This window comes from Streptomyces sp. RLB3-17 (assembly GCF_007113425.2).
Lineage (GTDB): Bacteria > Actinomycetota > Actinomycetes > Streptomycetales > Streptomycetaceae > Streptomyces > Streptomyces mirabilis_D.
Genome location: NZ_CP041610.2, coordinates 8,929,290 through 8,951,644, shown reverse-complemented (window position 1 = coordinate 8,951,644; position 22,355 = coordinate 8,929,290). Strand labels below are relative to the sequence as shown.

The following is a 22,355-nucleotide window of genomic DNA, read 5'->3' as shown; positions in this document are numbered from 1 at the left end:
CCCGTATACGTACAAGCGTGAGCATCTGGTAGTTGGCCTGGTCCGTGGGCTACATGATCCCCTTCCAGCGCCACGGTGGCGCCCCGGACCGGTCGCGCAAGCAGTCAATGCGATACTGCGCCTCACGCCGCCACTCCGGACTGGAGGCAGCGTGCTGCGCGGCGTAGGTCGCCATCCGCAACTCACGTGCTCCAGATAGGAGTCCATACCCTTCCCACTCGGTGACGTCAGTGCCGTAGGTCTCGCAGAACTCGGCGTACTCCTGGGCAGACACCGCGCCGGTCGTGGTGAGCTTCACCGCGGTCGACACGAGATCCCACTCCGGCGGGCCGAACGAAGCGCGCTCGAAGTCCATCAACAACGGGCCAGCCGCCGTGCGCGCCACATTGCCGACCCACGCATCCCCGTGGACTACGCACTCCGGCAGGCCCTTCGGTCTCGTAGCCCACTGGTTCTTGAGGTCTTTGAGCCGGCCGTGCAGCCACTGCCGGTCATCGTCGGAGATTGTGCTTGCTGCTTCGATGCGCTCGACCACCCGGACGAAGGGGTCCAGCTCGCCGAGCGGCAGGTCCGGCTTCGGCAGGGCGTGCAGTTGCTTGAGGAGCGTGACGACGTCGGCGACGGTCCCGATTTCGTGAGGTGGCAGTTCTTGCCAGAATGTCACCGGGTGTCCGTTGACAGTTACCGGCTGCCGCAGGTCAAGGGCGCGGACGGCGGGCACGCCCTGGGTCGCCAGCCAGCGGGCGACCTGAACCTCACGCGTTGCAGCGGCAGATTGGCCGGGCTGAGTGATGCGCACCACAATCCCCCCAGGCAGACGCCATATGGCGTTCTCGGCAAGCCGTATCGGTTCGGCGTCCGTCGCGTCGAGGCCGGCGGCGAGGCACGCCGCCTGTAGTACTGCTGGGGTGGGCGTTGGTGAAGTGGTCACGCTCGCACCGTAGCCGCGATGCGCTCACGCAGGTCACTGGCCTCGGAGAGCTTCCGGTACCGGCCAGCGAACCGGGCGAGTTCCCGCAGGTCGTCGGCGGCCCGGCACGAGGTCAGCTTGCCGGCGTCGTCCAGCGCTCGATGGCCCAGCACGACCGCGTGCCGCGGATCGTCGCCCTTGGCCATGACCAGGGAAGCGAGCTTCGTCTCAGAGATGGCACGTGAGCGGGCGAAGGCGCTGCCGTGGCCTTTCACTGCGATCTCGAAGCGGCGGCCCGCTTGCCCCGGGTCCTCGTCCGCGTGGACCGCGAGATCGAACAGCGCGTGTGCGGTGTCGCCGTGGTGCTGGGCATAGTCGTAGTACGCCATCCACGGTGGATCCTGTGCCGGGTCGGACTGTTCGAAGGCGGCGTCGGCTTCTCCGACCGCGCGCAGAGTGTTGCCCACGTCGCGCATCTTGGCGAAGGCGCGGGCACGTGCGGTGTGCAGCATGGCGCGCTCGGTCGCAGTGAGGCGGTCGGAGCGCACCAGGCCCTTCTCCGCGTGGGTGAGGCCGGTGTCCGGGTCTCCGACCCAGATCTCCTGCCGGGCCATGAACGAGTACGTCTTGGCGCGCAGGTGCCACTCCCCGGCTTCTTCCGCGCACTCGGCGGCTAGCCGAAAGCTGACCCGGGCGTCGTCGTGGGCGTATGCGTCGAACTGAGAGGCGCCGACAACGATCCCTAACCGGGCTACAGATGCTAGGAGTTCAGGCCGGAGCGGCTCGGGGCAATGGACCGACAGCAGGGAGGCTCCCCACATGATGGCGCCGCGGGCGAGTTCTCGTACCGCGCCGCCGCCTCCGTGCTCGTTGTCCTGGCGGTGGATGACATCAGCAAGCGACTTCAGCTGCCCGATCTCGCGCGGGCGGATCTGTGTCGGGGTCTCCCGAGGGGCTGCTGGGGCGACGAGGTGGACAAGGTCTATGGGGGCGATGGCGGCAAGGCCACTCGTGGCGAGGAAGGCGCGACGGTCCACAGAGGCAGGGCTCCCGCTTGGAGGTGTTGTACTACCTCTGCCCAGGATGCGGCCTTCATGGACCTGAACCGACGCCTCCGCCCTACCGCGGGGTGCACTTTCCGTTTCGGGGCGGGGTTTTTCCGTTTGGCCAAACACCATTCCCCACGCCCTGGTGAAGACGCCGCCGGTCTGCAAGACCTCGTCCAGGCGCTCGGCCAAGTCCTTCGAGCAGGTAGCAGTCCCCTTCTCGATCTTCTCAATGAGTGAGCCGCTGACCTGCACTCTCGCGGCCAAGTCGGCATGCGTGAGAGGGCCGCGCTTCTTGCGCCAGGTCCGCAGTTCATAGCCAAACCAGTCGCGCGGAGACGCATCCGGAGTCAACTGCTTCTCGGGTCTTGGCATGGGCTGTTCCTCGCTCGCGAAACGGAAGATCGAGGTTTCCGAATCAAGATCTGCACGCGGTCCTATCGGCCTGGCTCAATGGTTGCTCACGGCCGCCACCCCAGTACACACCGCATCCGGCGCCGGTTGGAGAGATTTCGTCGAACGAGGGACTCCCCATGAAGGCAGACTTGATGGAGGCTCAACAGCCCATCACGGAGGGCACAAGCTCAACGGTCCGGACGCGCTCCGGCGCATGCGAAATCGACATCGCTCTGACAGCCGCAGCCGTCTCGGGCGTGCGTGACCTCGTCAGGGCGTGCCTACGTCTGTGGGGCCTGACCGAACTCGACTGGCGGGTCACTCTCACCGTGTCCGAACTACTGACGAACGCCTTCCAGCACGCCCGCAAGGAGCACGAGTCCTCGGTTCCAGTGAAGGTCGTTCTCACCCGAACCCCTGACGGTGTCTTCCTGTGCGTCAGTGACCCGCACCCCCGGCTCCCGGCCCCCGTCTCGGCTGGCGACAACGACGAAGGCGGTCGCGGCCTGGTGCTGATCAAAAAGCTCAGCGACAGATACGGCTGCTCGTCCACTGCGCACGGCAAGGACGTTTGGGCCACGATCCTGCACTCCGCGTAGCCACACCTGCCCGTCTCACACGAGCCGCGAAAGGACCACCACCATGTGCCGGCACTCGCCGCCGTTCTCCAGGGCCGACGCAACCGACCCGAAGGCCGACGGGATTTCATCGACGGCGACGATGCGTTCGGAGAGCCCGGATGAGGCTTCGGTCCGGGGCCCAGCCCCCGTGCGGAACCTCTCCGGGGAGGGGAACGTTAGCGAGGACGCCCGTGACTCCGGATCTACCCTCCTCCGTATCTCCGCGGGCAGGCCGTGATGAATGCCCGCGGGAACGCCACCGTCGAGGAGTTACGACAAGCCTGTCTACGAGCGCTCCGACGCGTCACGCCAGTAGGTCGCAAGCATCTCGCTCGGCCAGGCCGGCTGACGGACGGTGCCTCGGGGCCCCATCTCCTGAAAGTAGGGGGCCAGGTCCACAACCGGTGTCCCGTCGACCGCGTCGAGATCCGTCACCAGGAGGTCGCGGCCTTCCACGCCCAGCAGCCTTGGGTAGCTGATGGCCAGTTGGTTGGGGCGCCGGTGGTTCCGGTGGACGAATGTTCCGGTCGCTGGCCACTGCGGGTTCCCCCGGGGGCGGCGGGCGTGGAGCTGGACATCCTCGGGCTGCGCCAAGTGAAAGCGCCACGTCACCGTCAAGTGGGAGAACTCTTCGATCCCCTGAAGGGTCTCGAGGGGGTACCCCTGGTTGAGTCGGATCACCGACTGGACCCCGCCCTGGTAGTCGTCCTGAACGCGGGTGTGGCCGCCGACGACCGATGCGATCGATTCGACCTCGTACGTCGTCACCGGTACTGGTTCCTCTCCCTTGGAGATGCGGATCCACGAGCTGCTGTGGGGCACCACGAGCCCGTGTCGCGATCAGCCTATGGCCCGCAGCATGCTCCGTGCCCGGTGGTCCAGTTCGGTGACATGGCGGCCCCCACGTTGCCGGACGGGCGAGAGGTCGCTCTGGAGGCGGACGATGACGTCGCGGGCGCGGCCAGACTGGACGCCAGTCATGGCGTCGAGTGCTTGGTTCCAGGTGGCGCATGCCTCGTCGAGGCGGCCTTGCTGGACCTGGACGGCGCCGAGGTAGCCGAGTGTGACGCTGTGGGTTCGGGCGTACTGCTGGCGTCGGCGGGTGGCAACGCTGCGCTTGAAGTGGATCTCCGCGTCGAGCGGCTGGCCCATGTCGCGCAGAGCACAGGCAGTTTCGTGGGCGAGGGACGCTTCCTGGAAGAAGCCGACGCGGGCCGGCGCCTCGACTGTGTCGGCGCGGGCAAGGTCCCGCTCTGCGCGGCTGATGGCCGCGAGAGTGCCGGCCCGGTCGCCGTCGGCCGCGAGTGCGCGTGCATGGACGATCGCCAGCAGTGCCTTCTCACGATTGCTGGCCTGGCCGTAGCGGTCGCGGGACATCGAGGCGTCGGCCAGGGCGAGCGCCCTACGCGGATGCCCGAGGTCCACGGCCTGGTGGGCGAGGGCGCGCAGGACATGGCCGCCGAGCGGTCCGTCTCCGGCTTCCGCCGCGATCCGGGCGGCGATGGTGAGGTAGCGCTGGGCGGTGCGGTGCTCACTGGCATCGAAGGCCATCCAGCCGGCGAGATAGGTCATCTCTGCCACGACCGAGTACGTGTCGCGACGGAGCTGATCCGTGCGGAATCGACCGCCGAGCAGCGGCACCGCTTCGTCGAGCAGGTGGCTGGCAAGGGCCTTGCGGCCGGAGGCGCCGCCTCGCTGCTGGTCACGCGCGGAGTAGTAGACCGTGAGGTCGCGGACGTCGTCGATGTCCACCTGGGTCACCGAGCGCGGGGATACCGGTCGACGGTTCGCCGCTGCGGCAGGGGCGGCTGCCCACCACGAGGCGGTAGGCAGGGCGAGGCCAGCCGCGGAGTAGGCGGCGGTGGCCAGCAGCTTGCGTCGGTGCATGTCGAGATCGTCGCTTCCCAGCTCGGCCAATGCGGTCAGAGGGTCGACGCTCCAGTCGGAACCGCTGTCGGTCGTGCCTGTCGGCTCTTCTTCCAGCCCGAGGTCGGCCAAGGTGAGGCGGCGGCCGAGTCTGCGGGACAGCGTCTCGCGCAGGATATGCGGCGCTCTGCCACTCGGCTTCGTGCCCAGGACCCACATGGAAATGTGCGAGCGGGAGATCGCCTCCAGCTCACGCACGCCGCTCTCCGCGGCCACCCGGGCAACGGCAGCGGCTGCTTGCGGCTGGGACCAGCCTGCTTCGCGCAGGAGTGCGGCGAGGGCGACGTTTCGTTCACGGGCCATGGACTGCCCCTCGGTTCCGAAATGATCTTTGGCGCCTTTGGCGGCCTTCCGGTCCGCACAGGCATACCCCTCAGACGGGATTCACGGTTCGCTCAACGTAGCGGACAGATCACTCACTTCGCACGCCAGCCGTCGGTGCCAACGGGCGATCTCGGCTCACTTTGGCTTGATCCGAACAGGAGTTGTGTCATGCGTCTTTCGCTGGTCCCTCGCGGAGGAGACATCCAGGGCGGGAGCGGAGGGCGAGGGTCCGTCACCGTGGAGCGGGCGCCGCAGCGTGATCACGTGGTGGCCGCGTCGGAGACGGTGACGCTCGTGCTGGGCGATGATTCGCCGCTGCCCGAGAGCGCTTCTGATGTGGAGGACCTCGTTCGCCGTCTGCGCGGTCACGTTGCCAGTTGGGAGCACGGACCGCTTCGGGCACCCCTGTGTTGCTGCGCGCGCAGAGGCTCTGCTCGGACAGCGTCCCGGAGGGCTACATGCCCAGCCGGGTGTACCTGGTCCAGCTCGCCGAAGCGACCCAGGAACTCGTCGCGTATGTGGAGCGCGTCGGCCCCGGGGCGATGCTCCCGAGGCGCAGGCGGCGTTGGCGGAAGCCGAGGATCAACGTGCTGCGTGGGGCAGTCTTCGCTGTTGCCCTCGCCTGCTTGGTCTGGGCCGCTTCGGTGCCGCGGACATGACGGCGACCGGAGCCGTCGTCATCGGGCTGATCCTCGTGCCAATGGCCTGGCTTGTTCTGCGCGGCGAGCGCGCAACCGGCCCTGCTGCGCCCGGCGAGGAGTCCCCGCCGCCTCAGATCGCAGCTTCCCCGCCCCGGTGACACCGGTGCCACTCGTTCCTACTTTCCCGGCCGCTGCGGCGGTCCCGAAGCCATCCCCGGATCCGCGGGGCCTACGGAGATCCACACGATGAAGCGCCTTCCGCGTATCGAGCAGTACGGCCTGATCGGCGACATGCAGACCAGTGCCCACGTCTGCGACGACGGTTCGATCGACTGGCTGTGCCTGCCCCGATTCGACTCGCCGGCCGTCTTCGCCAGCCTGCTCGGCACGCAGAAACACGGCACCTGGCGGATCGCTCCGGCCGCTCCCGCTGGCCGTTCCAGCTCCGAAGCAGTCGCCGAGCGCCGGTACCGCGGTGACTCGCTCGTCCTTGAATCGGTATGGCGCACCCAGGCCGGGTCGGTCCGCGTCCTGGACTTCATGCCACCGCGCGACGGGGCACCTCAGGTGATCCGGATCGTCGAGGGCCTGACCGGTGAGGTCTCCATGGTCTCGGCCATGCGTCCGCGGCCGGGGTACGGCGGCGTCAGCCCGTGGATTCACGAGGTCGGTGGGCGCATGGTCGCGGAGGCCGGCGCGGACGCTCTGTGGCTCGACACCTGCGTCCAGCAGGTGGAGAAGGACGGCGTCATCGTCAGTGCCTTCTCCGTCGCCGCCCGGCAGAGCGTGGCGTTCGTCCTCAGTTGGTGCCCGTCCCACGCGACGGCGCCCGACGTTCCCGACCCGGAGGCCGCGCTCAGCGAGACGCTCACCTTCTGGCAGGACTGGACACGGGAGTGCACCTACGAGGGGCCCTATCGCGAACCCGTGGTCCGTTCATCGATCGCGCTGAAGGCGATGACCTACGGGCCGAGCGGTGGGATCGTCGCGGCGCCGACCACGTCGCTGCCCGAGGAGATCGGCGGAAACCGGAACTGGGACTATCGCTTCACCTGGTTACGGGACGCCTCCACGACGCTGGCCACACTGCTGGGAACCGGATACCGGCAAGAGGCGCAGGCATGGCGGCGATGGCTCCTGCGAGCCGTGGCCGGCGACCCGGAGAACCTGCAGATCATGTACGGGATCACCGGGGAGCGTGACCTGCGGGAGCGGGTGTTGCCCTGGCTGCCCGGGTACGAGGGATCAGCGCCGGTGCGGGTCGGCAATGGGGCAGAGGACCAGCTGCAGCTCGACGTGTACGGCGAGGTGATCGAGACCCTGTACCTCGCGCACGAGAGCGGTGTGGCCCACTGTGCCGACACCGCCGTGCTGCACCAGCGACTCGTCGAGCACCTGGCACAGCGCTGGCAGGATCCCGACGAGGGGATCTGGGAGATTCGCGGGGCACGCCGGCACTTCGTGCACTCGAAGGTGATGGCCTGGGTGGCGATCGACCGCACCATCCGCTTGGTGGAGGCCGGCTCCCTCCACATGGACCTGGACTACTTGGTCGAACTGCGGGCGAAGATCCACCACGAGGTCTGCACCAAGGGCTTTGACCCGGTGCGCAACACCTTCACCCAGTCCTACGGCTCGCAGGAGCTGGATGCCGCCACGCTGCTGATCCCCCGCGTCGGCTTCCTGCCGCCGGACGATCCGAGCGTCGTCGGCACCGTGGACGCGGTACCTCGTGAACTCTCCACCCCGGACGGGCTCGTACGCCGGTACCCGACCATCGGCGACCACGCCGGGGTGGACGGCCTGACCGGAGACGAGGGCACATTCGTCCTCTGCTCCTTCTGGCTCGTCGACGCCCTGGCCCTGACCGGCCGACTGGACGAGGCCCACGCCCTATTCGAACGCCTCCTCGCGCTGCGCAACGACCTCGGGCTCCTGGCCGAGGAGTACGACCCCGTCCAGCAGCGCCAGCTCGGCAACTTCCCGCGGGCGTTCAGCCACATGGGCCTGATCCAGAGCGCCCGGCTCCTTCAGCTCCTGGCGACGCAGTCCTCCCACCACCGCGGCGCAGTCGCGGTTCCGACGCCCCGCTCGACCTCACGCAGCACACGCCAGACCTGCGCAGACCTGACGCCGCAGCACGCTTAGCCACCCCCACCCTGACGAGGATTCCCATGCCTGACAGCGCCTTCCCGGCACGGCCGGCCGCTACCGGCCACCGCAGACGGCGGCCTCCGATCGACGCGTTCACGCTGCACCGTGTCCGCCGCGCCGTGGCACTGCCCCTGGTGCTCCTTGCCGCGCTCCTCGGTGCCGCCTTCCCCCTCTGGTCGGTGTCCGCGGTAGGCCCCGGCTGGCTCCTGGTCGGCCTGGTCTGCGGACTGGCTGGGGTCGCCACGGTGGCGGCTCGCGGAGCGCGAACGGCCGCAGGGGCCATGCAGACAGCCGCGGAGGAGGCCCGGGCAGCGGCACTGACCGCGGTCGCGGGGGCAGCGGCAGCCGTCGAGAAGTCGGTGCAGTGGTCGGCGGACGAGCTGTGCCGCGGGGGACGCCCGCCGCTGCCGGACATGCAGGCGCCACCATCGGCCAGTCCGAACGCCGAGATCAACAAGGCGTTGAGTGCAGTCCAGGCGCAGGCCATCGCGTCGCTGATACGTGTGCACGACGAGTCCCAGTCCGTCGTCCTCCTAGAAGTGCTGCGCCGTCTGGCCATGCGCGAGCACGCCCTGGTCGGCAAGGCGCTTCAGGCACTGAGCCAGCTGGAGATGCTGACCGACGACCCGGAGCTGCTGGCCAAGATCTTCGAGATCGATCACCTCGTGACGCGGATGCGTCGCCAGGTCGAGAGCACGGCGGTGCTGGGCGGGCAGTCCCTGCGCAGCGTGCGCCGGCCTGTTCCCGTCGCGACGGCGCTGCGCGGCGCGGTCTCCGAGGTCGTGCAGTATCCGCGTGTGGCCGTCGCGGCCGGGTCTGTGGGCGCCGAGCTGGGTCTTCCCGGACATGTGGGTCCGGACCTGACGCACCTGCTGGCCGAGCTGATTGAGAACGCCTGCGAGTGCTCCGATCCGGCGACGAAGGTGATGGTGCGTGCGCAGCGGGTGGCGAACGGGCTGGCGGTCGAGGTCGAGGACCGGGCCATCCCCATGCATCCGCAGACGCGGGCACAGATGAACCACCTACTCAAAGCCCCCGACGAGGTCGATGTCAGCGGCCAAGTCCGAGCCGGCCAGCTCGGCTTGCTGGTCGCCGCGAAGATCGCCCAGTCCCACGGGCTGTCCGTTCTCCTACAGGAGAACGTGACAGGAGGCACCACCGCCCTGGTGGTTATTCCGGCACGGCTCCTCGTAGCGATTCCCTCCGTCGACGATGCGAGCGCGCTGCCAAAGGAAGCCCGCCCCTCCGCGCCGCAGCCGCGGCAGGTTGCCGCGACTCCAGCCATCCCGACGGCAGGCCAGGTCACACGCCCCGGCACCGCAGGGGCACCGGGAGCCGCAGAGGCAGGTCACTCTGCTGATGCGCCCGCTCTTCCCACGCGTAGACGTCAGGTCGGCTCGTTCCATCCACCACGCCAGCGGGAGCAAGCCCCCGTGACCGCGGCGACGCCAGGGCTCGCAGCCGCCTTCCGCAACGGCATCCAGGCCGGCGGGGCCGCCGGTTCTCCCACCGCTTCGACAGAGCAGCCCAGGCCCTGAACCTCGCCCGTCCTTCCACGTTCCCGGCGGCCCGTTACATCCGCTGGCCCTTCCCCCTTCTGGAGCGATCCCTATGAGCACCCACCCCGCGATGAACAACGTGACCGGCGACGCGCCCGCATCCGAAACAACGGCAAGCGGACAGCGGGACAACATGGCCTGGCTGCTGCGTCAGTTCGCCTCCGATGTCCCGGGCGTCACCCACGCCGTGCTGCTGTCGCGGGACGGGCTGCGGCTGCTGGACAGCGACGTCGACAAGGACTGGGCGGACGAACTGTCGGCCGCGCTCAGCGGAGTTGCCTCCCTCGCGGCGAACATCACCGGCCCCAGCCACAAGAAGAGGCCGGCCAGGCAGGTCGTCATCGAGCGAGACGACTGCCTGTTCTTCGTCCAGAGCGCCGGTCACAGCACGGCCTTCGAAAACCACCCCGGCAACGAACGCGGTGTGGTGGACACGGTCCTCGCCGTCATCGCCACCACGGACGCCGACGCGGGCACCGTCGGGTACGAGACGGGGCGCCTCGTGCAGAAGTTCGCCCCCTACATGCAGATCCCCGTCCGCGTCGGCACGGGTGCTGAGGTCCGGTGACCACACACGGCCGCGCTGCCGAGGATTCGACGTTCGTGCGGACCTACACCCTGACGCGCGGACGCACCAAGCCGCGGCACCTGCTCGGCCTGGAAACCGTGCTGGACGCCGGGCCTGGGCGCCCCGGCCCGGGCCAGGCCGAGGAATGCGAAGACATCCTCACCCTGTGCCGAGAGCGCCGACGTTCGGTGACCGAGCTGGCGGGCCGACTCGGCCGCCCTGTCACTGCCGTCAAGATCCTCGTCTCGGACCTCCTAGACGCCGACGCCCTGGTCGTCCCCGTCACCTCCCCCTATGCCGCAGCCGACACGGACGCGGATGCAGGTCCCTCCCCACAACTGCTGGCGGCCCTCTCAGCGGGCCTGAAAAGGAAGTGGCCCGATGCCCTCGCCTACCCCCAGGCCGGATGACCCGGCCGTGGTGCTGCGGACTCCAGCGCACCCACATGCCGGTGCACCTACCGTGCTGAAGATCGTGATCGCCGGGGGCTTCGGCGCGGGCAAGACCACCGCCGTGGGCGCCGTCAGCGAGATCACGCCGCTGAGCACGGAGGAGTACCTGACCGAAGCGAGCGCGGACGTGGACAGCCTGGAAGGCGTCGAGGCCAAGCAGACCACCACGGTCGCCTTCGACTTCGGTCGCCTCAGCCTGCCCGACGCGCCCGTACCCCTGGAACTGTTCCTGTTCGGCACGCCCGGCCAGGACCGGTTCGTCGACCTCTGGTACGACCTCTCCCGCGGAGCCGTCGGCGCGGTCGTCCTGGTCGACACCCGCCGCCTGGAAAGCAGCTTCACCCCCGTCAGCTTCTTCGAAGACATCGGCCTGCCCTTCGTCGTCGCCGTGAACCAGTTCGACGGAGCACACCGCTACCACCCCGAACAGATCCGTACCGCCCTCGAACTACCCGCCTCTGTACCGGTGGTCACCTGCGACGCCCGCGACCCGAACCACATCGCCGGCGTCCTGCTGACCCTCGTCGGCCACGCCGTGAGAAACGCAGCGGCAGGCCCCGTCCGCCCCACACCTACTACCACCCTCCAGGACGCCTGATGACATACCAGCCCACCAACCCCTACCTCGGACCGCAGACCCCGCCCACGCAGGCACTACCGCGCCGCAACATGCGGGACCTCGCCCTTGGGCCGTCCGTCCCGGCCGCCGCCGTCACCGGCCCGCAGGCCCAGCAAACGACCGAACTGGCGCGGCGGTACGAGCTGATCGAGCGCCTGGGCATGCCTACCGCTGCCAGCGACGACTTCGACGAGATGGCCCGCGACATGGCCACGCAGGCCGGGTTCCTGTACGGGTTCGTCAATCTGTTCCTGGAGGAGCAGACCTTCGTCGGACTGCACCAGCCGTCGGCGGACAGCGGGTACGTCATCGTCGGCCGCACCATGAGCCGCGACCACGGCTGGTGCCCGGAGGTCATGGCCCGAAAGAAGGCCCTCCCACTGCACGACGTGCACGCCAGCCCTCGCTTCAGCAGCAACCACGTGGTCGACGCGGTCGGGATCCGCTCCTACTTCGGCGCCCCGCTCATCCACGAGAGCGGCACCGTGCTGGGCACGGTGTGCGTCATCGACCCCGAGAAGCGCCCCCTGAGCGAGGCGCGACGCCTCAGAGACATCGTCATCAACGCTGGCACCCAGGTGATGGACCACATCGCCCGCGCCCCCATCCGCTAGGCCGTTCCACACCCCCCACCCGGGAGCCGTAGGCGATCCCCGGCCGCTCCACGTCGCGACCTTCACCCAGGGAGAGGGAGACCATGTCCGCCACACCCACCACACCGCCACCGGCGCTGCGCCCCTACCTCACCGCCCGCCACGAACTGCTGTGGGACGAGGCCGACGCCTTCGCGGCCGAGCACGTCGCGCCGCGCGCCGCGCGTATGGAGGCCGCTCCGGGCAGGGTAGAGCGCAAGGTCGCCGACCTGATGGCCGCACGGGGCTGGTTCGCCGTCACCGTCCCGTCCGCCTTCGGCGGGCTGAGTGCCGGACACGTGGCCAAGACCATCCTGGTCCACCGCATCGCCTGCGTCTCGGCAGCTGCCGCGGCCATCCTGCAGGCCACCTTGATCCCCGTCGGCGCCCTGCTGCACTTCGCCACCTACGAACAGAAGGGCCGCTGGCTGCCCCGAGTCGCGGACGGTTCCCTGCTGTTGTCGATCGCCGTGACCGAACCGCAGGCCGGCGGACACATCGGCGGCATCGAAACCACCGCCGAACGCGCCGGCAGCGAGTGGGTGATCACCGGCAGCAAGATCCATATCGGCAACAGCCACCTCGCGGGAGCCCACCTCGTCGTAGCCCGAACCGCCGAGGCAGGCGTGAGCGCCTCCCAGGCACTGACCGCGTTCATGGTCGAAGCCAACCGCCCCGGGCTCGCCGTCTCCGACCACCGCCCGGGTCTCGGTCTGCACGGCTTCTCCGCCGGCCGCCTCGATCTCGACCACGTCCGCGTCCCCGAAGACCACGTGGTCGGAGAGATCGGCCGAGGGCTGAGCGTGGCCCAGAGCAGCAGCATCCTGTACGGCCGTCCCAATCTGGCCGCCGTCAGCCTCGGCATTCACGAAGCGATCGTGGCCACCACCGCTGCTCGTCTCAAGACCCGTCCCCGCTACCGGGGCACCCTGTCCGACCTGCCCGTACTGCGGGACCGCATCGGCGGCATGGAGGCCCGCCTGTGCGCCAGCCGGATACTCGCCTACCAGTCCGTGCACCTCCTCGACCAGGGCCTGCCCTGCGACGCCGACCTGATCAACGCCAAGTACCTCGGCCACCAGTGGGCCGTGCAGTCCGCCCAGGACGCCATGGAACTGCACGGCGCCCACGCCCTCGACCGCGACTACGTCCTCCAACGCCTGTGGCGCGACATCCAGCACACCTACCCGCCCGCCGGAACCGGCGAGGTCCAGCGCATACGCCTGGCCGACGCCGCCTTCGACGAGGACCACATCCAGTGGTCCGAGCGCCTCGCCGCCGAAGCTGCCTGGGCACGCCCCGGCCCGACCGCCGCATGAGCCCCCGTGCGCGGCACCCCGTGAATCCAGACCGCCGCGCACGGGCCCGTGCCGCCGGGCCCCGTCCCCCGCGGGGACCGGTGGCACCCATCCCGGTGACCGTCCATTCCAGCCGAGAAAGAGACATCGTGACCCCGCCCGTGACGACCAGCGCACCGATCACCCCCCTGACACCGACCCTGCAGCGCGTCGCCCAACACCTCGCGAACGGCCTTACACCCCAAGAGATCGCCACAAAGACAGGACTGTCGGCGGTCACCGTCCGCCAGTACATCCGCGACATCCGCGAGAGCCTCCACTGCCCGCCCCGCTGCAAGCCCCCGGTGATCGTGCACCGACTGTTCACCACCCAGCGGGTGGCCCCTCCCACGACCGACAGGCCGACGCCGGAGATCAGCTCGAAGCAGCTGCTGCTGCTTCGAGCCGTCGCTGAGCACAGCGATACCCGCGACATCGCCGTCGCCGCCAAGATCGCCCCGGCCGACCTGCGCGCCGCGCTCGACCAGCTCCTCGCCGACACGGGCGCACAGGACACCACCGAACTGGTGGTCCTGGCGCACAGCTGGCAGCTACTGCCGGCCGAGCAAGCCGCCCACGCGACGCGAAGCGGGGCAACCCAGTGACCCGCCCCACGACCCCCACGGCCAGCGAGGACCACTCCGCCCCCGTCCCGTTCACGCAGGCGCCGCCGGCCGCCATCTACGAGATGCGCATGCTGAGCACCGCGGCCGAGCGCGAGGAAGCCGCCGCCCTCGTCCAGGACCGCCAGCGCTGGCTCACCCTGCACGGCCTGCCCGTACCCGCCCGAGCCGACATCCCCGCGCAGTTCCGCGAGGCGCAGACCATGCCCGCCGGGCTGTTCGAGGACGGGAGGCTGCTGGCCTGCATGATCCCCGAGCACGACCCCGACCTCGGATGGGCCAGGGTCCGTCCCTCTTCCTCCAAAGCGTCCACACCCTGCCCGGCCAGTCCGACGACATCACCCGCCTGATCACCCTGTGGCGTCCGACTTCGCCGCCCGAGTCGACCTCCACGTCGTACGGGCCGAGACCCTGGCCCGCCACGCCCTCGAAGCCGAACCCCTCGCTGCCCTTCTGCGTCGGCTCACGGACACCGGCTGGGACGTGTGCGGATCCGGCCCCGGACGCGACGGCGATCGAGTCGCCCGCCTCAAACTCCCCGCCGAGCACCGCCCCGGGCTCCGCGCGCTGATCAGCTGCCAGGTCCACGCGCCTCAGCCGGCCCCGGATGATCGGAGCAACGCGTGACAACCGACGAACCGCAGCGGCCCGACCTCGCCCGCGAGCTGATCGCCCGCGCCACGGAATCGGCCGCGCACCGGGCCAAACGCGTGCGCGACCAGCTCGACGCCGTCCAACTCGGACAGGGCCGGCACACCGACCACGCCAACACCAAGGTGCTGCGCCGCATCCTGGCCGACCACGACTGGCCCGGGCACCGCCTCGTCGGCCCCGACGCGGCCCGTGCCGCGTGGAGCATCGCCCTGCACAGCGACGACGAACCCGACTTCCAGCGCGCCGCCACCACCCTGCTGGGACGTGCGGTCCAGGCCGGCGACGCGCTGGTCCAGCACTGGGCGCACCTTCACGACCGCGCCCTCATCACCAGCGGGCGCGACCAGGAGTACGGCACCCAGCTCCTGCTGCGCGCCGACGGCATCGAACTGTGCCCGCTGCGCGCGCCGGAGTCAGTCGACGCACGCAGGGCCACCGTGGGTCTGCCGCCGATCGCTGTCGCTCTGAAGGCGGTGCGCCGCCGGTACACCGCGCATAACTCTGCCGATGAAGCCCCGACCGTCGTCCTCGCGGGGGCCGCGTGAAGCAGCGGAACCCCAGGTTCTCCACCAGTCGGCCTCCCGGCCGCAACTCCGCTCCACGAAAGGATCGTTGACAGATGAAGCTCACCACCGCCGTCCTCGCTGCCGGTGCTGCCGTCTCCCTCACCACCGCAGTGGTCGGAGCCGTCCGGCTCAGGCAGGACGCGCGGCACCAGACCGAGCGCAACGAGGCGGTCGTCGCCCGCAACCAGCTCGACTGGCTGGCGCAGATGTCCACCAACGCCGACCTCGCCAAGCTCTGGGCGCCCGAGGACATGGACGTCGAGGAGTACATGCAGCTGCTCCATGCCAACCAGCAGATCTGCACCCTCAGCCTGCGCGACCGCCTGGGCTTCGTCCGCGACGGACAACTGCCCTTCTACGCCTCGACGCTCATGAACAGCGACGTCTGCCAGCGCTACTGGGCCCGTTTCGGAGACCTCCGCACCCAGGAGGCCGAGGGCGACGAACGCGCCGAGCACTTCACCAAGGTCCTGAACCAGGCCGCGAAGGCCCACCAGGAAGCGCAGCCCGTAGCAGCCTGACGGCACGGGTCCCATCGACTCCCAGACCGCCTGGACCAGGCGACGCCTTCGCCCGCCACCGTCTGGCACCAAGCTCCGGGCCCCGACCGGGTCCCGGGATCCCGCACCACCCATCGCCACAAGGAGGCAAGCATGACCGCCGTGCAGACGGAGAGGCCGACCGCCCCCGTGCAGTCGGACCTGGCAACCACCGACGAGACCGACCCGTTCGGGCTCGACATCACCTTCATCGAGGGCACGCCGGCGACCGAGACGGTCCTGATGTGCAGCACGGGCGACACCTGCGGCAGCTCCTGCCCCAGCGCCTGCACCACCTCGTAAGCCGGACCACCCCGGCAACGCGGGCCGGACGGGGCTCTCCCCGTCCGGCCCGCCCCGCCCGCCACGCAGAAGATGAGGAGAGCCCTGATGACACGGCACCGGCCCAGCCTGTACGAGGCCGCAGGGCAGGCCATGCTGCGCGCCGCGGTACACACGACCGAGCCCGCCATGCCGCCCTGGCCGACGACCACGGCGCCCGTGGAAGAGTGGCGCGCGTGGCTGAGCACAGTGTGGTCCGACACCGGCTTCCGCCGGACCGTGTCGCAGGCGAGCCCTCACCTGGCGGACCAGGTGCAGGCCATCATCGACGGCCGCACACCGAAGGTGCGCCGGATGCGCCGGGCGGCGCTGGCCACCGCCCGCTACGCGATCCGCTACGCCCGCCGCTCCACCCCCTACGGCCTGTTCGCCGGCGTCGCCCCGCTCGGCTTCGCCCAGGTGACGTCCGTCCGCATCGGCGACGAGCACCAGGCCGTGGCCCGCCCCGAGCCGGTCGGACTCGAGGAGATGCTCAGCGCCTGGGAAAGCGACGCTGCGCGCATGGCCGACGCCGAGGTCTGCGTCAACACCCTGATCTGTCAGCGCGACCAGCACATCCACGTGCCCTCCGAGGGCGACGCCGAGTTCCGCCTCGCCCTCAGCCCCGCGCTGCGTCTCGTACTCGACGTGGCCCGATCGCCGATCGGGTACCGCCAGTTGTCCGACAAGCTGGCCGCGGAGTTCCCCGCCGTGAGCGGCACCGCGCGCGACCGGCTGCTCGATGAACTGCTGCGGGTGCGGCTGCTGCGCTCCTCGCTGCGCGCGCCCGCCACCGTCGCCGACCCCACCGACGTCTTACCTCCCGCGGCGCGCGCTCAGGCAGCCGGCCTGCGGACCGCGTGCGACCTGCGGCTGGACGCCGACGTGCGGCTGCCCGAGCAGGTGCTGACCGAAGTGGAGACCGCGGCGACCGTCCTGGCCCGCCTGGTCACCCATCCGACCGGGACACCGACCTGGCGGCGGTGGATCGAGCAGTTCTCCGAGCGCTACGGCGAGAACACCGCGGTGCCGGTGGACGTGGCTACCGATCCCGACCGGGGCGTGGGCTTCCCTGCAGGGTTCGTCACGGCGAGCGAACCGCCCCGGCCGATGTCCCGGCGTGACCGCCTGCTGCTGGAGCTGGCCGGAACCGCCGCCGCCGAAGGCAGCCGCACCGTCGCGGTGACTGGGGCGATGATCGAGGAACTGGAAGCAGCAGCCGGCGACAAGCCCCACGGCCTGGCGCCTCACCTCGAACTGGCAGCACAGGTCCACGCCACCTCTGTTCCGGCCCTGGACCGGGGCGACTTCCGGCTGCGCGTGCTCACTGTCTCCCGCTCGGCCGGCTCGATGACCGGACGGTTCTGGCACCTCTTCCCCGGCACCAAGGAGGCGTACGCGAACCTGCCCACCGTCGATCCGGAGGCGGAACTCGCGCAGCTCTCCTTCCATGCCGGACGCGTGCCGGCCGACCTGCTCACCCGCGCGCCCCAGGCCCTGCCCCGGATCGTCAGCGTCGGCGAATTCCGCCGCCCCGAACCGCACGTCCTCTTCCCCCGCGACCTGTCGGTCACCGTCGCCGACGGCCGCCCCCAGCTGGTGGAGTCCGCGACGGGCAAGCCGCTGGAGCTGCTGGCCCCCACCGCCATCAACTTCCTGTGGAACAACTACACCCCGCCGATGGCCCGCTTCCTCGGCGAGATCAGCCGGGCCGCGTCCCCGCAGGTGACCTGGTTCGACTGGGGCGCCGCCTGGACCCTGCCCTTCACCCCGGCCCTCACCTACCGGCGCACCATCCTCACCGCCGCCCGGTGGAAGATCCGCAGCCGCACGCTGCCCGCCCGCACCGCCCCATTCCAGCAGTGGGCGGACCAACTCCACGCCTGGCGTGCCCGGTTCCGGGTGCCGGAGCGGGTCCTGCTCGCCGAGGACGACCAGCAGCTGCCCCTCGACCTCACCCGCGACGTCGACCTGGACCTCCTGCGAGCGCACCTGGACGCCAGCCCCTTCGGCATCGCCACCCTGCACGACGCGCCCCCGCCGGACGCCGACGGGTGGATCGGCGGCCGGGCCCACAGCATCGTCGTTCCCCTGGCCAGACGCTCATGACCACGACGACCGTGCCCCGTACGCAGGACCTGTCCGAGGGCGCCCTGGGGATGGCCCTGCTCGACATCGAGCGCCGGGACCTGTCCACCGCCCGCCGCCACCTCGCCCAGGCCACCGTCCGAGGGGTGAGCACCGGCAGTAACGCCAGCCTCTTCCACGGCGCACCCGCCCTGGAGTTCGTCCTGGCCCGCGCCCACGGGGCCGGCGACGACGTCCGCGCGGCCGTCGACCGCGTCGTGGACGCCCGGCTCGCCGCCGCCCACCGCCGTCAGGCGGCCGGCGCACTGCCCCACCTCGCCGAATGGGACCTCATCCGCGGCCTGACCGGACTCGCCGCCCTGCTGCTGTCCCGCCGCCCGATCGCGCCCCGGCTGCCCGACGTGCTCGCCTGCCTCGTCGCGCTCGCCCACCCCGCCCGTGGTGAAGGCCGGATGCTGCCCGGGTGGTGGTCGGCGGTTGGCCCGGACGGGAAGGAGATGGCCGGCGGGCACGGCAACAACGGCATGGCCCACGGCATCGCGGGGCCCCTGGCCGTGCTCTCCCTCGCCCTGCGCGCCGGAGTCAGCGTCCCCGGCCAGGAGGAAGCCGTCGGCACATTCGCGACCTGGCTCGACCGGCACGGCGCCCACTACTGGTCCACTGCAGCACACCTGGACGCCGACCAGCCACCCGAGGCGGAACCGGCCCGCCAGTCCTGGTGCTACGGCCAGCCCGGCATCGCCCGCGCCCAGCAGCTCGCCGCGCTAGCCCTCGGCGACCCCGCACGGCGCCGAGCGGCCGAGGACACCGTCGAGACCATCCTGACCGACCCGCTGCGGCTCGCCCGCATCACCGACTCGACTCTCTGCCACGGCTGGGCCGGGCTGTTGACCCTCACCCGCGCGGTCGCCGCCGACAGTCCCGCACCCGCACGCTTCACCCCGATCATCCAGGACCTGTACCGACGGCTGGCCGCCGACTGGGAGCACCTGCCCAAACCCGGATTCATGGAAGGCCGCGCCGGAGCCCAACTCGCCCTGAACGCCACCGACACCACCGGCTGGACCCGCGTTCTCCTGCTCGCCTGACCTTCTTCTCCCCGCCGCCTCGCAAGGAGTTTTCTGCCCATGACCTTCGACGATGAGAACCTGCCGATCCCTCCGGACATGTCCTGGTGGCACGCCTCCGTGGCCTTCCCCGACCCGCACACGGACGCCGCCCGGGCCCTGGCGACCGCGCTGGCCGGGCGCCGCTTCCACTTCCTGCGCAAGGACGCCGGCGTGCGCCTGCGCACCGAACAGCCCGCCACCGGCCTGCTGGACCAGCTCGTCGCCGACCGCGTGATCACCGGCTGGACGGGCGGGATCTACGAGCCGGAGACCCATGCCTTCGGCGGCCCCGAGGGCATGGAGGTCGCGCACGACGTGTTCTGCGCCGACAGCCCGGCCGCGCTCGCCGAGACCGGCATCCCCGGCGCCCGCGAGCGCAGCGTGATGCTGCTGTCCGCCATGATCCGCGAGGCCGGGCTGGACCCGTTCGAAGCCGGAGACGTGTACGCCCGGTGGGCCGCCCTGCGGCCCACCGTCACCCCGCCCCAGGGGACTGCGCTGGAGCAAGCCGTCTCTGCGATGCGGCGGCTGATGAACACGGACGCCGCCCGGCGCCCCGACGCGGAGGCGGGCTGGGGCGAGCGCGTCGCCGCGTTCGAGGACGCCGGCCGCCGCCTGCGCCGGCTCGTCGCCGACGGCCGACTGATACGCGGAATCCGGGGCGTCATCGCCCATCACGCGATCTTCGCGTTCAACCGCGCGGGCGTGCCTGCCGACGCGCAGGCCGCCACCGCGTGGCTCGGCCGTCACGTCGCCTTCTCCGCCGGAGAAGGAGCTGACGTGTGTACCCGCAAGTCCGTACCCGCGGACCCTAGCCTCCCTCGAATGGAGACCACCGTGACACCCGTGACCGACCCCAACCAGCTGCGCGAAGCCCTCGCCCAGCGGCTCGTCGACAGCGGCCACCTGCGCAGCCAGGCGGCCATCGACGCCTTCCGCACCACCGACCGGCACGCCTTCCTGCCCGGCGTCGACTTGGAGAGCGCGTACAAGGAGGACGCGGTCCCGATCAAGCACGACGAGCACGGGGAGATGATCTCCTGCATCTCCGCGCCGTCCATCGTCGCCACCCAGCTCGAACAGCTCGGCGCCCAGCCCGGCCACAAGGTCCTGGAAGCCGGCGCCGCAACCGGCTACAACGCCGCCCTCCTCGGCAAGATCGTCTCCCCCGGCGGGCAGGTGTGGACCCTCGACGTCGACCAGGACCTCGTCGCCGGCGCGAGCCAGCACCTCGCCGAGGCCGGCGTCGACAACGCCACCGCGGTGATGGCCGACGGCGCGGCCGGGCTGCCCGAGCACGCCCCCTACGACCGGATCATCTTCACCGTCGGCGCCGGCGACGTCCCCGTGAAGATCCTCGACCAGCTCGCCCCCGGCGGACGCCTGGTCCTGCCGATGCGCATCCGCGGCAGCATCTCCCGGAGCTTCGCCTTCGAACGCGACGGCGACACGTGGAAGACCGTCTCCTGCGAGATGGCCACCTTCATCCCGCTGCGCAAGGGCGTCTGCGACGACGTGTACACCCTCGTGCCGATGGCCGGCGAGGGCAACGTGCGCCTGGAGACGTTCAGCGAGCAGGACGTCGACCGCGACGCGCTGCGTACCGTCCTCGACCAGCAGCAGACCAAGCTCTACACCGGGGTGAAGTTCCGGCAGGGCTCGGCGTGGGAGTGGCTGTACCTGTACCTGGCCTGCGTGCTGCCCAACGGCCTGTCCCGGCTGCCGGGCCAGCGCCCCGGGTTCACTCCGCACTTCGGGTGGGGGTCCATGGCCGCCCCCGACGGCGGGTCGCTCTCGTACCTGACCATCCGCGAAGGCGAGGACGAGAAGGGCCGGTACTGGGAGGTCGGCGTGATCGGCCACGGCGAGGGCGGCGCCGACCTCGCCGAGCGCGTCGTGAGCGAGATCCGCGCCTGGGACGCGACCGGCGGCAACGACGCCCCCGAACCGGGCTTCCGGATGGCCGTCGCGGACTCGCGTGACCGGCTGACGGCAGACGACCCGCGCTTCGTCGTCGACAAGCCCTACAGCCGTCTCGTCGTCGACTGGGCGCGCAAGGGCTGAGCCGATGATCCCCGCGATAGCCAGCCGCATCCCCCTGGTCCGCCGCACCAAAGCGCCCGCGCTCCCCTTGGAGGAGCGCATCAACCATCTCACCGGGCTGACCGTCGCGCCCGCAGGTGCGGGCCACCATGACCTGGTGGCCCGCACCTGCGGGGTCCTCAACTACGCCGCGCTCATCGCCTCCGACGTCGGCCTGCCCGACCTGGCCGAGGATCTGTGCTGGCGGCAGCACCAGGTCTTCGCCAACGCCGGACGCCTCAGCGGACGGGTCGCCGTCATGTCGCTGATGCCGCTCGTCAACCTCTCCCGGTTGCAGACTCGCGCCGGCCACGGCGAACTCGCCTACGGCTTGTTGTACTGCCTCAACGACGCTGCCCGACACCGGAACAAGACTGACATCGACGGCCGCACCGTCGACCTGTCTGCTCTGACCGGCACGGACGAGGACCACCGCACGGTGTGCCAGGAGCTGTACGTCACCCTGCTCGTGGACGGCGCCCGCGCCCTCGCCCAGATCGGGCGGTGGACCGAGGCCGCCGACGCCATGGCCCAGCACCGCGGCATCGGCAACCGGCTCCTCGACGGCCGCCAGATCAAGATCATGGCCATGATGGAGCAGGGCCTGGACCAGCAGGCCCGCGACCTGATCGGCACCACCCAGCCCGCCGAGCCTTGGGAGAGAGGCATCGCCCTCCTCCTGCACGCCCACTGCCGACCCGCAGACGCCCCCGTCCTTGAACCCGACCTTGACCGCACCCTTGATGCAGCCGTCCAGCTCCTTGCCCACCCCGATCCGCCGACCGCCGCCTTCCAGACCCGGACGGGCCTGTCAGCCCTGGAACTGGACCGCACCGGACGCCATGCCGCCCGCGTACTCGACTCCCTCGTCAGCGTCGCCCGACTCGACGCCTACGCCGCACGAGACGCACTGCACCACCCCGTCGCCGCGTCCGCCCTGGACGACCGGGCGACAGACGCGCTTAACGCGGTGATCGCCACGGCCGGACTGGGATCCGGCGTCCTGTCCGCCCACCACTAGGAGGCTCTGACGGGCGCGGTCGGCCACGCCGAGACAGAACTGGAAAGGCTGCTGCAGGCCGAACCAGATCCCAGCTAAGAGGGGACGACCCGGGATGCCCCGCCGTACTGCCCACGCTGTTTGGCGGTGTCGGCGTTTCGGCCATTTCCTGCCCGCAGCCGCTCCAAG

General features: G+C 70.5%; 23 protein-coding genes. 19 read left to right on the top strand and 4 right to left on the bottom strand.

Going from position 1 to position 22,355, the window contains the following annotated elements:
• Window positions 1-49: 49 nt before the first annotated feature.
• Window positions 50-931, bottom strand: a complete 882-nt coding sequence (locus FNV62_RS40210; protein WP_144315934.1) for an aminoglycoside phosphotransferase family protein — start codon at window positions 929-931, stop codon at window positions 50-52.
• Window positions 928-2,331 (bottom strand): helix-turn-helix domain-containing protein, encoded by a 1,404-nt coding sequence (locus tag FNV62_RS40205; protein ID WP_144315933.1) that lies wholly within the window; start codon window positions 2,329-2,331, stop codon window positions 928-930. The genes FNV62_RS40210 and FNV62_RS40205 overlap by 4 nt, the downstream gene beginning before the upstream one ends.
• A gap of 278 nt (window positions 2,332-2,609) precedes the next feature.
• Between FNV62_RS40205 and FNV62_RS40200 the strand changes: the two genes are divergently transcribed.
• A complete protein-coding gene (locus FNV62_RS40200) occupies window positions 2,610-2,951 on the top strand; it encodes an ATP-binding protein (RefSeq protein WP_240362990.1) in 342 nt (113 codons plus the stop codon).
• A 306-nt stretch (window positions 2,952-3,257) separates the two neighbouring features.
• Here the strand turns inward: FNV62_RS40200 and FNV62_RS40195 are convergent, their stop codons facing one another.
• Together FNV62_RS40195 and FNV62_RS40190 are read right to left on the bottom strand one after the other, a co-directional pair.
• Window positions 3,258-3,740 carry an SAM-dependent methyltransferase gene (locus FNV62_RS40195; RefSeq protein ID WP_144315932.1) on the bottom strand — a complete coding sequence of 161 codons (483 nt, stop codon included), beginning with the start codon at window positions 3,738-3,740 and terminating at the stop codon, window positions 3,258-3,260.
• Window positions 3,741-3,812: 72 nt separating this feature from the next.
• Window positions 3,813-5,201 carry a Tat pathway signal protein gene (locus tag FNV62_RS40190; protein ID WP_205521800.1) on the bottom strand — a complete coding sequence of 463 codons (1,389 nt, stop codon included), beginning with the start codon at window positions 5,199-5,201 and terminating at the stop codon, window positions 3,813-3,815.
• Between the two features lie 479 nt (window positions 5,202-5,680).
• On the opposite strand from FNV62_RS40190, the gene FNV62_RS56140 reads away from it, so the two are divergent.
• The 18 genes from FNV62_RS56140 (at window position 5,681) to FNV62_RS40105 (ending at window position 22,187) form a co-directional block, all read left to right on the top strand.
• Entirely contained in the window at window positions 5,681-5,881 is a 201-nt protein-coding gene (locus FNV62_RS56140; RefSeq protein ID WP_225900543.1) for a hypothetical protein, read from the top strand.
• A gap of 228 nt (window positions 5,882-6,109) precedes the next feature.
• On the top strand, window positions 6,110-8,011 hold the full coding sequence (locus FNV62_RS40180) for a glycoside hydrolase family 15 protein (RefSeq protein WP_144315931.1): 1,902 nt from the start codon (window positions 6,110-6,112) through the stop codon (window positions 8,009-8,011).
• 26 nt (window positions 8,012-8,037) lie between these two features.
• A complete protein-coding gene (locus FNV62_RS40175) occupies window positions 8,038-9,555 on the top strand; it encodes a sensor histidine kinase (RefSeq protein ID WP_144315930.1) in 1,518 nt (505 codons plus the stop codon).
• A 73-nt stretch (window positions 9,556-9,628) separates the two neighbouring features.
• Window positions 9,629-10,144, top strand: coding sequence for a roadblock/LC7 domain-containing protein (locus FNV62_RS40170; RefSeq protein ID WP_144315929.1), 516 nt, complete (start codon window positions 9,629-9,631; stop codon window positions 10,142-10,144).
• Window positions 10,141-10,554 carry a DUF742 domain-containing protein gene (locus FNV62_RS40165; RefSeq protein ID WP_143609765.1) on the top strand — a complete coding sequence of 138 codons (414 nt, stop codon included), beginning with the start codon at window positions 10,141-10,143 and terminating at the stop codon, window positions 10,552-10,554. The genes FNV62_RS40170 and FNV62_RS40165 overlap by 4 nt, the downstream gene beginning before the upstream one ends.
• Window positions 10,555-10,606: 52 nt before the next feature.
• A complete protein-coding gene (locus FNV62_RS40160; RefSeq protein WP_164406032.1) occupies window positions 10,607-11,194 on the top strand; it encodes a GTP-binding protein in 588 nt (195 codons plus the stop codon).
• Complete coding sequence (locus FNV62_RS40155; protein ID WP_144315928.1) at window positions 11,194-11,829, top strand: GAF domain-containing protein; 636 nt, start codon at window positions 11,194-11,196, stop codon at window positions 11,827-11,829. Before FNV62_RS40160 ends, FNV62_RS40155 begins: the two co-directional genes overlap by 1 nt.
• 83 nt (window positions 11,830-11,912) lie before the next feature.
• Window positions 11,913-13,166 (top strand): acyl-CoA dehydrogenase family protein, encoded by a 1,254-nt coding sequence (locus FNV62_RS40150; RefSeq protein ID WP_144315927.1) that lies wholly within the window; start codon window positions 11,913-11,915, stop codon window positions 13,164-13,166.
• 128 nt (window positions 13,167-13,294) lie between these two features.
• Window positions 13,295-13,789, top strand: coding sequence for a LuxR C-terminal-related transcriptional regulator (locus tag FNV62_RS40145; protein ID WP_164406031.1), 495 nt, complete (start codon window positions 13,295-13,297; stop codon window positions 13,787-13,789).
• Window positions 13,786-14,157: a hypothetical protein gene (locus FNV62_RS56135; RefSeq protein WP_225900542.1), complete on the top strand. Its 372-nt coding sequence runs from the start codon at window positions 13,786-13,788 to the stop codon at window positions 14,155-14,157. Before FNV62_RS40145 ends, FNV62_RS56135 begins: the two co-directional genes overlap by 4 nt.
• A gap of 7 nt (window positions 14,158-14,164) precedes the next feature.
• Window positions 14,165-14,434, top strand: coding sequence for a hypothetical protein (locus FNV62_RS56130; protein ID WP_225900541.1), 270 nt, complete (start codon window positions 14,165-14,167; stop codon window positions 14,432-14,434).
• Window positions 14,431-15,006 carry a DUF6624 domain-containing protein gene (locus FNV62_RS40135; protein ID WP_143609762.1) on the top strand — a complete coding sequence of 192 codons (576 nt, stop codon included), beginning with the start codon at window positions 14,431-14,433 and terminating at the stop codon, window positions 15,004-15,006. The genes FNV62_RS56130 and FNV62_RS40135 overlap by 4 nt, the downstream gene beginning before the upstream one ends.
• 74 nt (window positions 15,007-15,080) lie before the next feature.
• A complete protein-coding gene (locus tag FNV62_RS40130; RefSeq protein ID WP_143609761.1) occupies window positions 15,081-15,548 on the top strand; it encodes a DUF6082 family protein in 468 nt (155 codons plus the stop codon).
• A 132-nt stretch (window positions 15,549-15,680) separates the two neighbouring features.
• Window positions 15,681-15,869 (top strand): FxLD family lanthipeptide, encoded by a 189-nt coding sequence (locus FNV62_RS40125; RefSeq protein ID WP_057608338.1) that lies wholly within the window; start codon window positions 15,681-15,683, stop codon window positions 15,867-15,869.
• A gap of 87 nt (window positions 15,870-15,956) precedes the next feature.
• Window positions 15,957-17,996 (top strand): lantibiotic dehydratase family protein, encoded by a 2,040-nt coding sequence (locus FNV62_RS40120; protein WP_225900540.1) that lies wholly within the window; start codon window positions 15,957-15,959, stop codon window positions 17,994-17,996.
• Window positions 17,993-19,063: a lanthionine synthetase C family protein gene (locus tag FNV62_RS40115; protein ID WP_143609760.1), complete on the top strand. Its 1,071-nt coding sequence runs from the start codon at window positions 17,993-17,995 to the stop codon at window positions 19,061-19,063. The genes FNV62_RS40120 and FNV62_RS40115 overlap by 4 nt, the downstream gene beginning before the upstream one ends.
• 39 nt (window positions 19,064-19,102) lie before the next feature.
• Entirely contained in the window at window positions 19,103-21,148 is a 2,046-nt protein-coding gene (gene fxlM, locus FNV62_RS40110; protein WP_144315926.1) for a methyltransferase, FxLD system, read from the top strand.
• A 4-nt stretch (window positions 21,149-21,152) separates the two neighbouring features.
• Window positions 21,153-22,187, top strand: a complete 1,035-nt coding sequence (locus tag FNV62_RS40105) for a hypothetical protein (RefSeq protein WP_144315925.1) — start codon at window positions 21,153-21,155, stop codon at window positions 22,185-22,187.
• Window positions 22,188-22,355: the final 168 nt, after the last annotated feature.

Bases quoted from the DNA above. Each gene is read 5' to 3' on its own strand.
- FNV62_RS40205 (WP_144315933.1), bottom strand. From the start codon at position 2,331: ATGCCAAGACCCGAGAAGCAGTTGACTCCGGATGCGTCTCCGCGCGAC.
- FNV62_RS40190 (WP_205521800.1), bottom strand. From the start codon at position 5,201: ATGGCCCGTGAACGAAACGTCGCCCTCGCCGCACTCCTGCGCGAAGCA.
- FNV62_RS56140 (WP_225900543.1), top strand. From the start codon at position 5,681: ATGCCCAGCCGGGTGTACCTGGTCCAGCTCGCCGAAGCGACCCAGGAA.
- FNV62_RS40180 (WP_144315931.1), top strand. From the start codon at position 6,110: ATGAAGCGCCTTCCGCGTATCGAGCAGTACGGCCTGATCGGCGACATG.
- FNV62_RS40175 (WP_144315930.1), top strand. From the start codon at position 8,038: ATGCCTGACAGCGCCTTCCCGGCACGGCCGGCCGCTACCGGCCACCGC.
- FNV62_RS40170 (WP_144315929.1), top strand. From the start codon at position 9,629: ATGAGCACCCACCCCGCGATGAACAACGTGACCGGCGACGCGCCCGCA.
- FNV62_RS40155 (WP_144315928.1), top strand. From the start codon at position 11,194: ATGACATACCAGCCCACCAACCCCTACCTCGGACCGCAGACCCCGCCC.
- FNV62_RS40150 (WP_144315927.1), top strand. From the start codon at position 11,913: ATGTCCGCCACACCCACCACACCGCCACCGGCGCTGCGCCCCTACCTC.
- FNV62_RS40130 (WP_143609761.1), top strand. From the start codon at position 15,081: ATGAAGCTCACCACCGCCGTCCTCGCTGCCGGTGCTGCCGTCTCCCTC.
- FNV62_RS40125 (WP_057608338.1), top strand. From the start codon at position 15,681: ATGACCGCCGTGCAGACGGAGAGGCCGACCGCCCCCGTGCAGTCGGAC.
- FNV62_RS40120 (WP_225900540.1), top strand. From the start codon at position 15,957: ATGACACGGCACCGGCCCAGCCTGTACGAGGCCGCAGGGCAGGCCATG.
- FNV62_RS40115 (WP_143609760.1), top strand. From the start codon at position 17,993: ATGACCACGACGACCGTGCCCCGTACGCAGGACCTGTCCGAGGGCGCC.
- fxlM (WP_144315926.1), top strand. From the start codon at position 19,103: ATGACCTTCGACGATGAGAACCTGCCGATCCCTCCGGACATGTCCTGG.
- FNV62_RS40105 (WP_144315925.1), top strand. From the start codon at position 21,153: ATGATCCCCGCGATAGCCAGCCGCATCCCCCTGGTCCGCCGCACCAAA.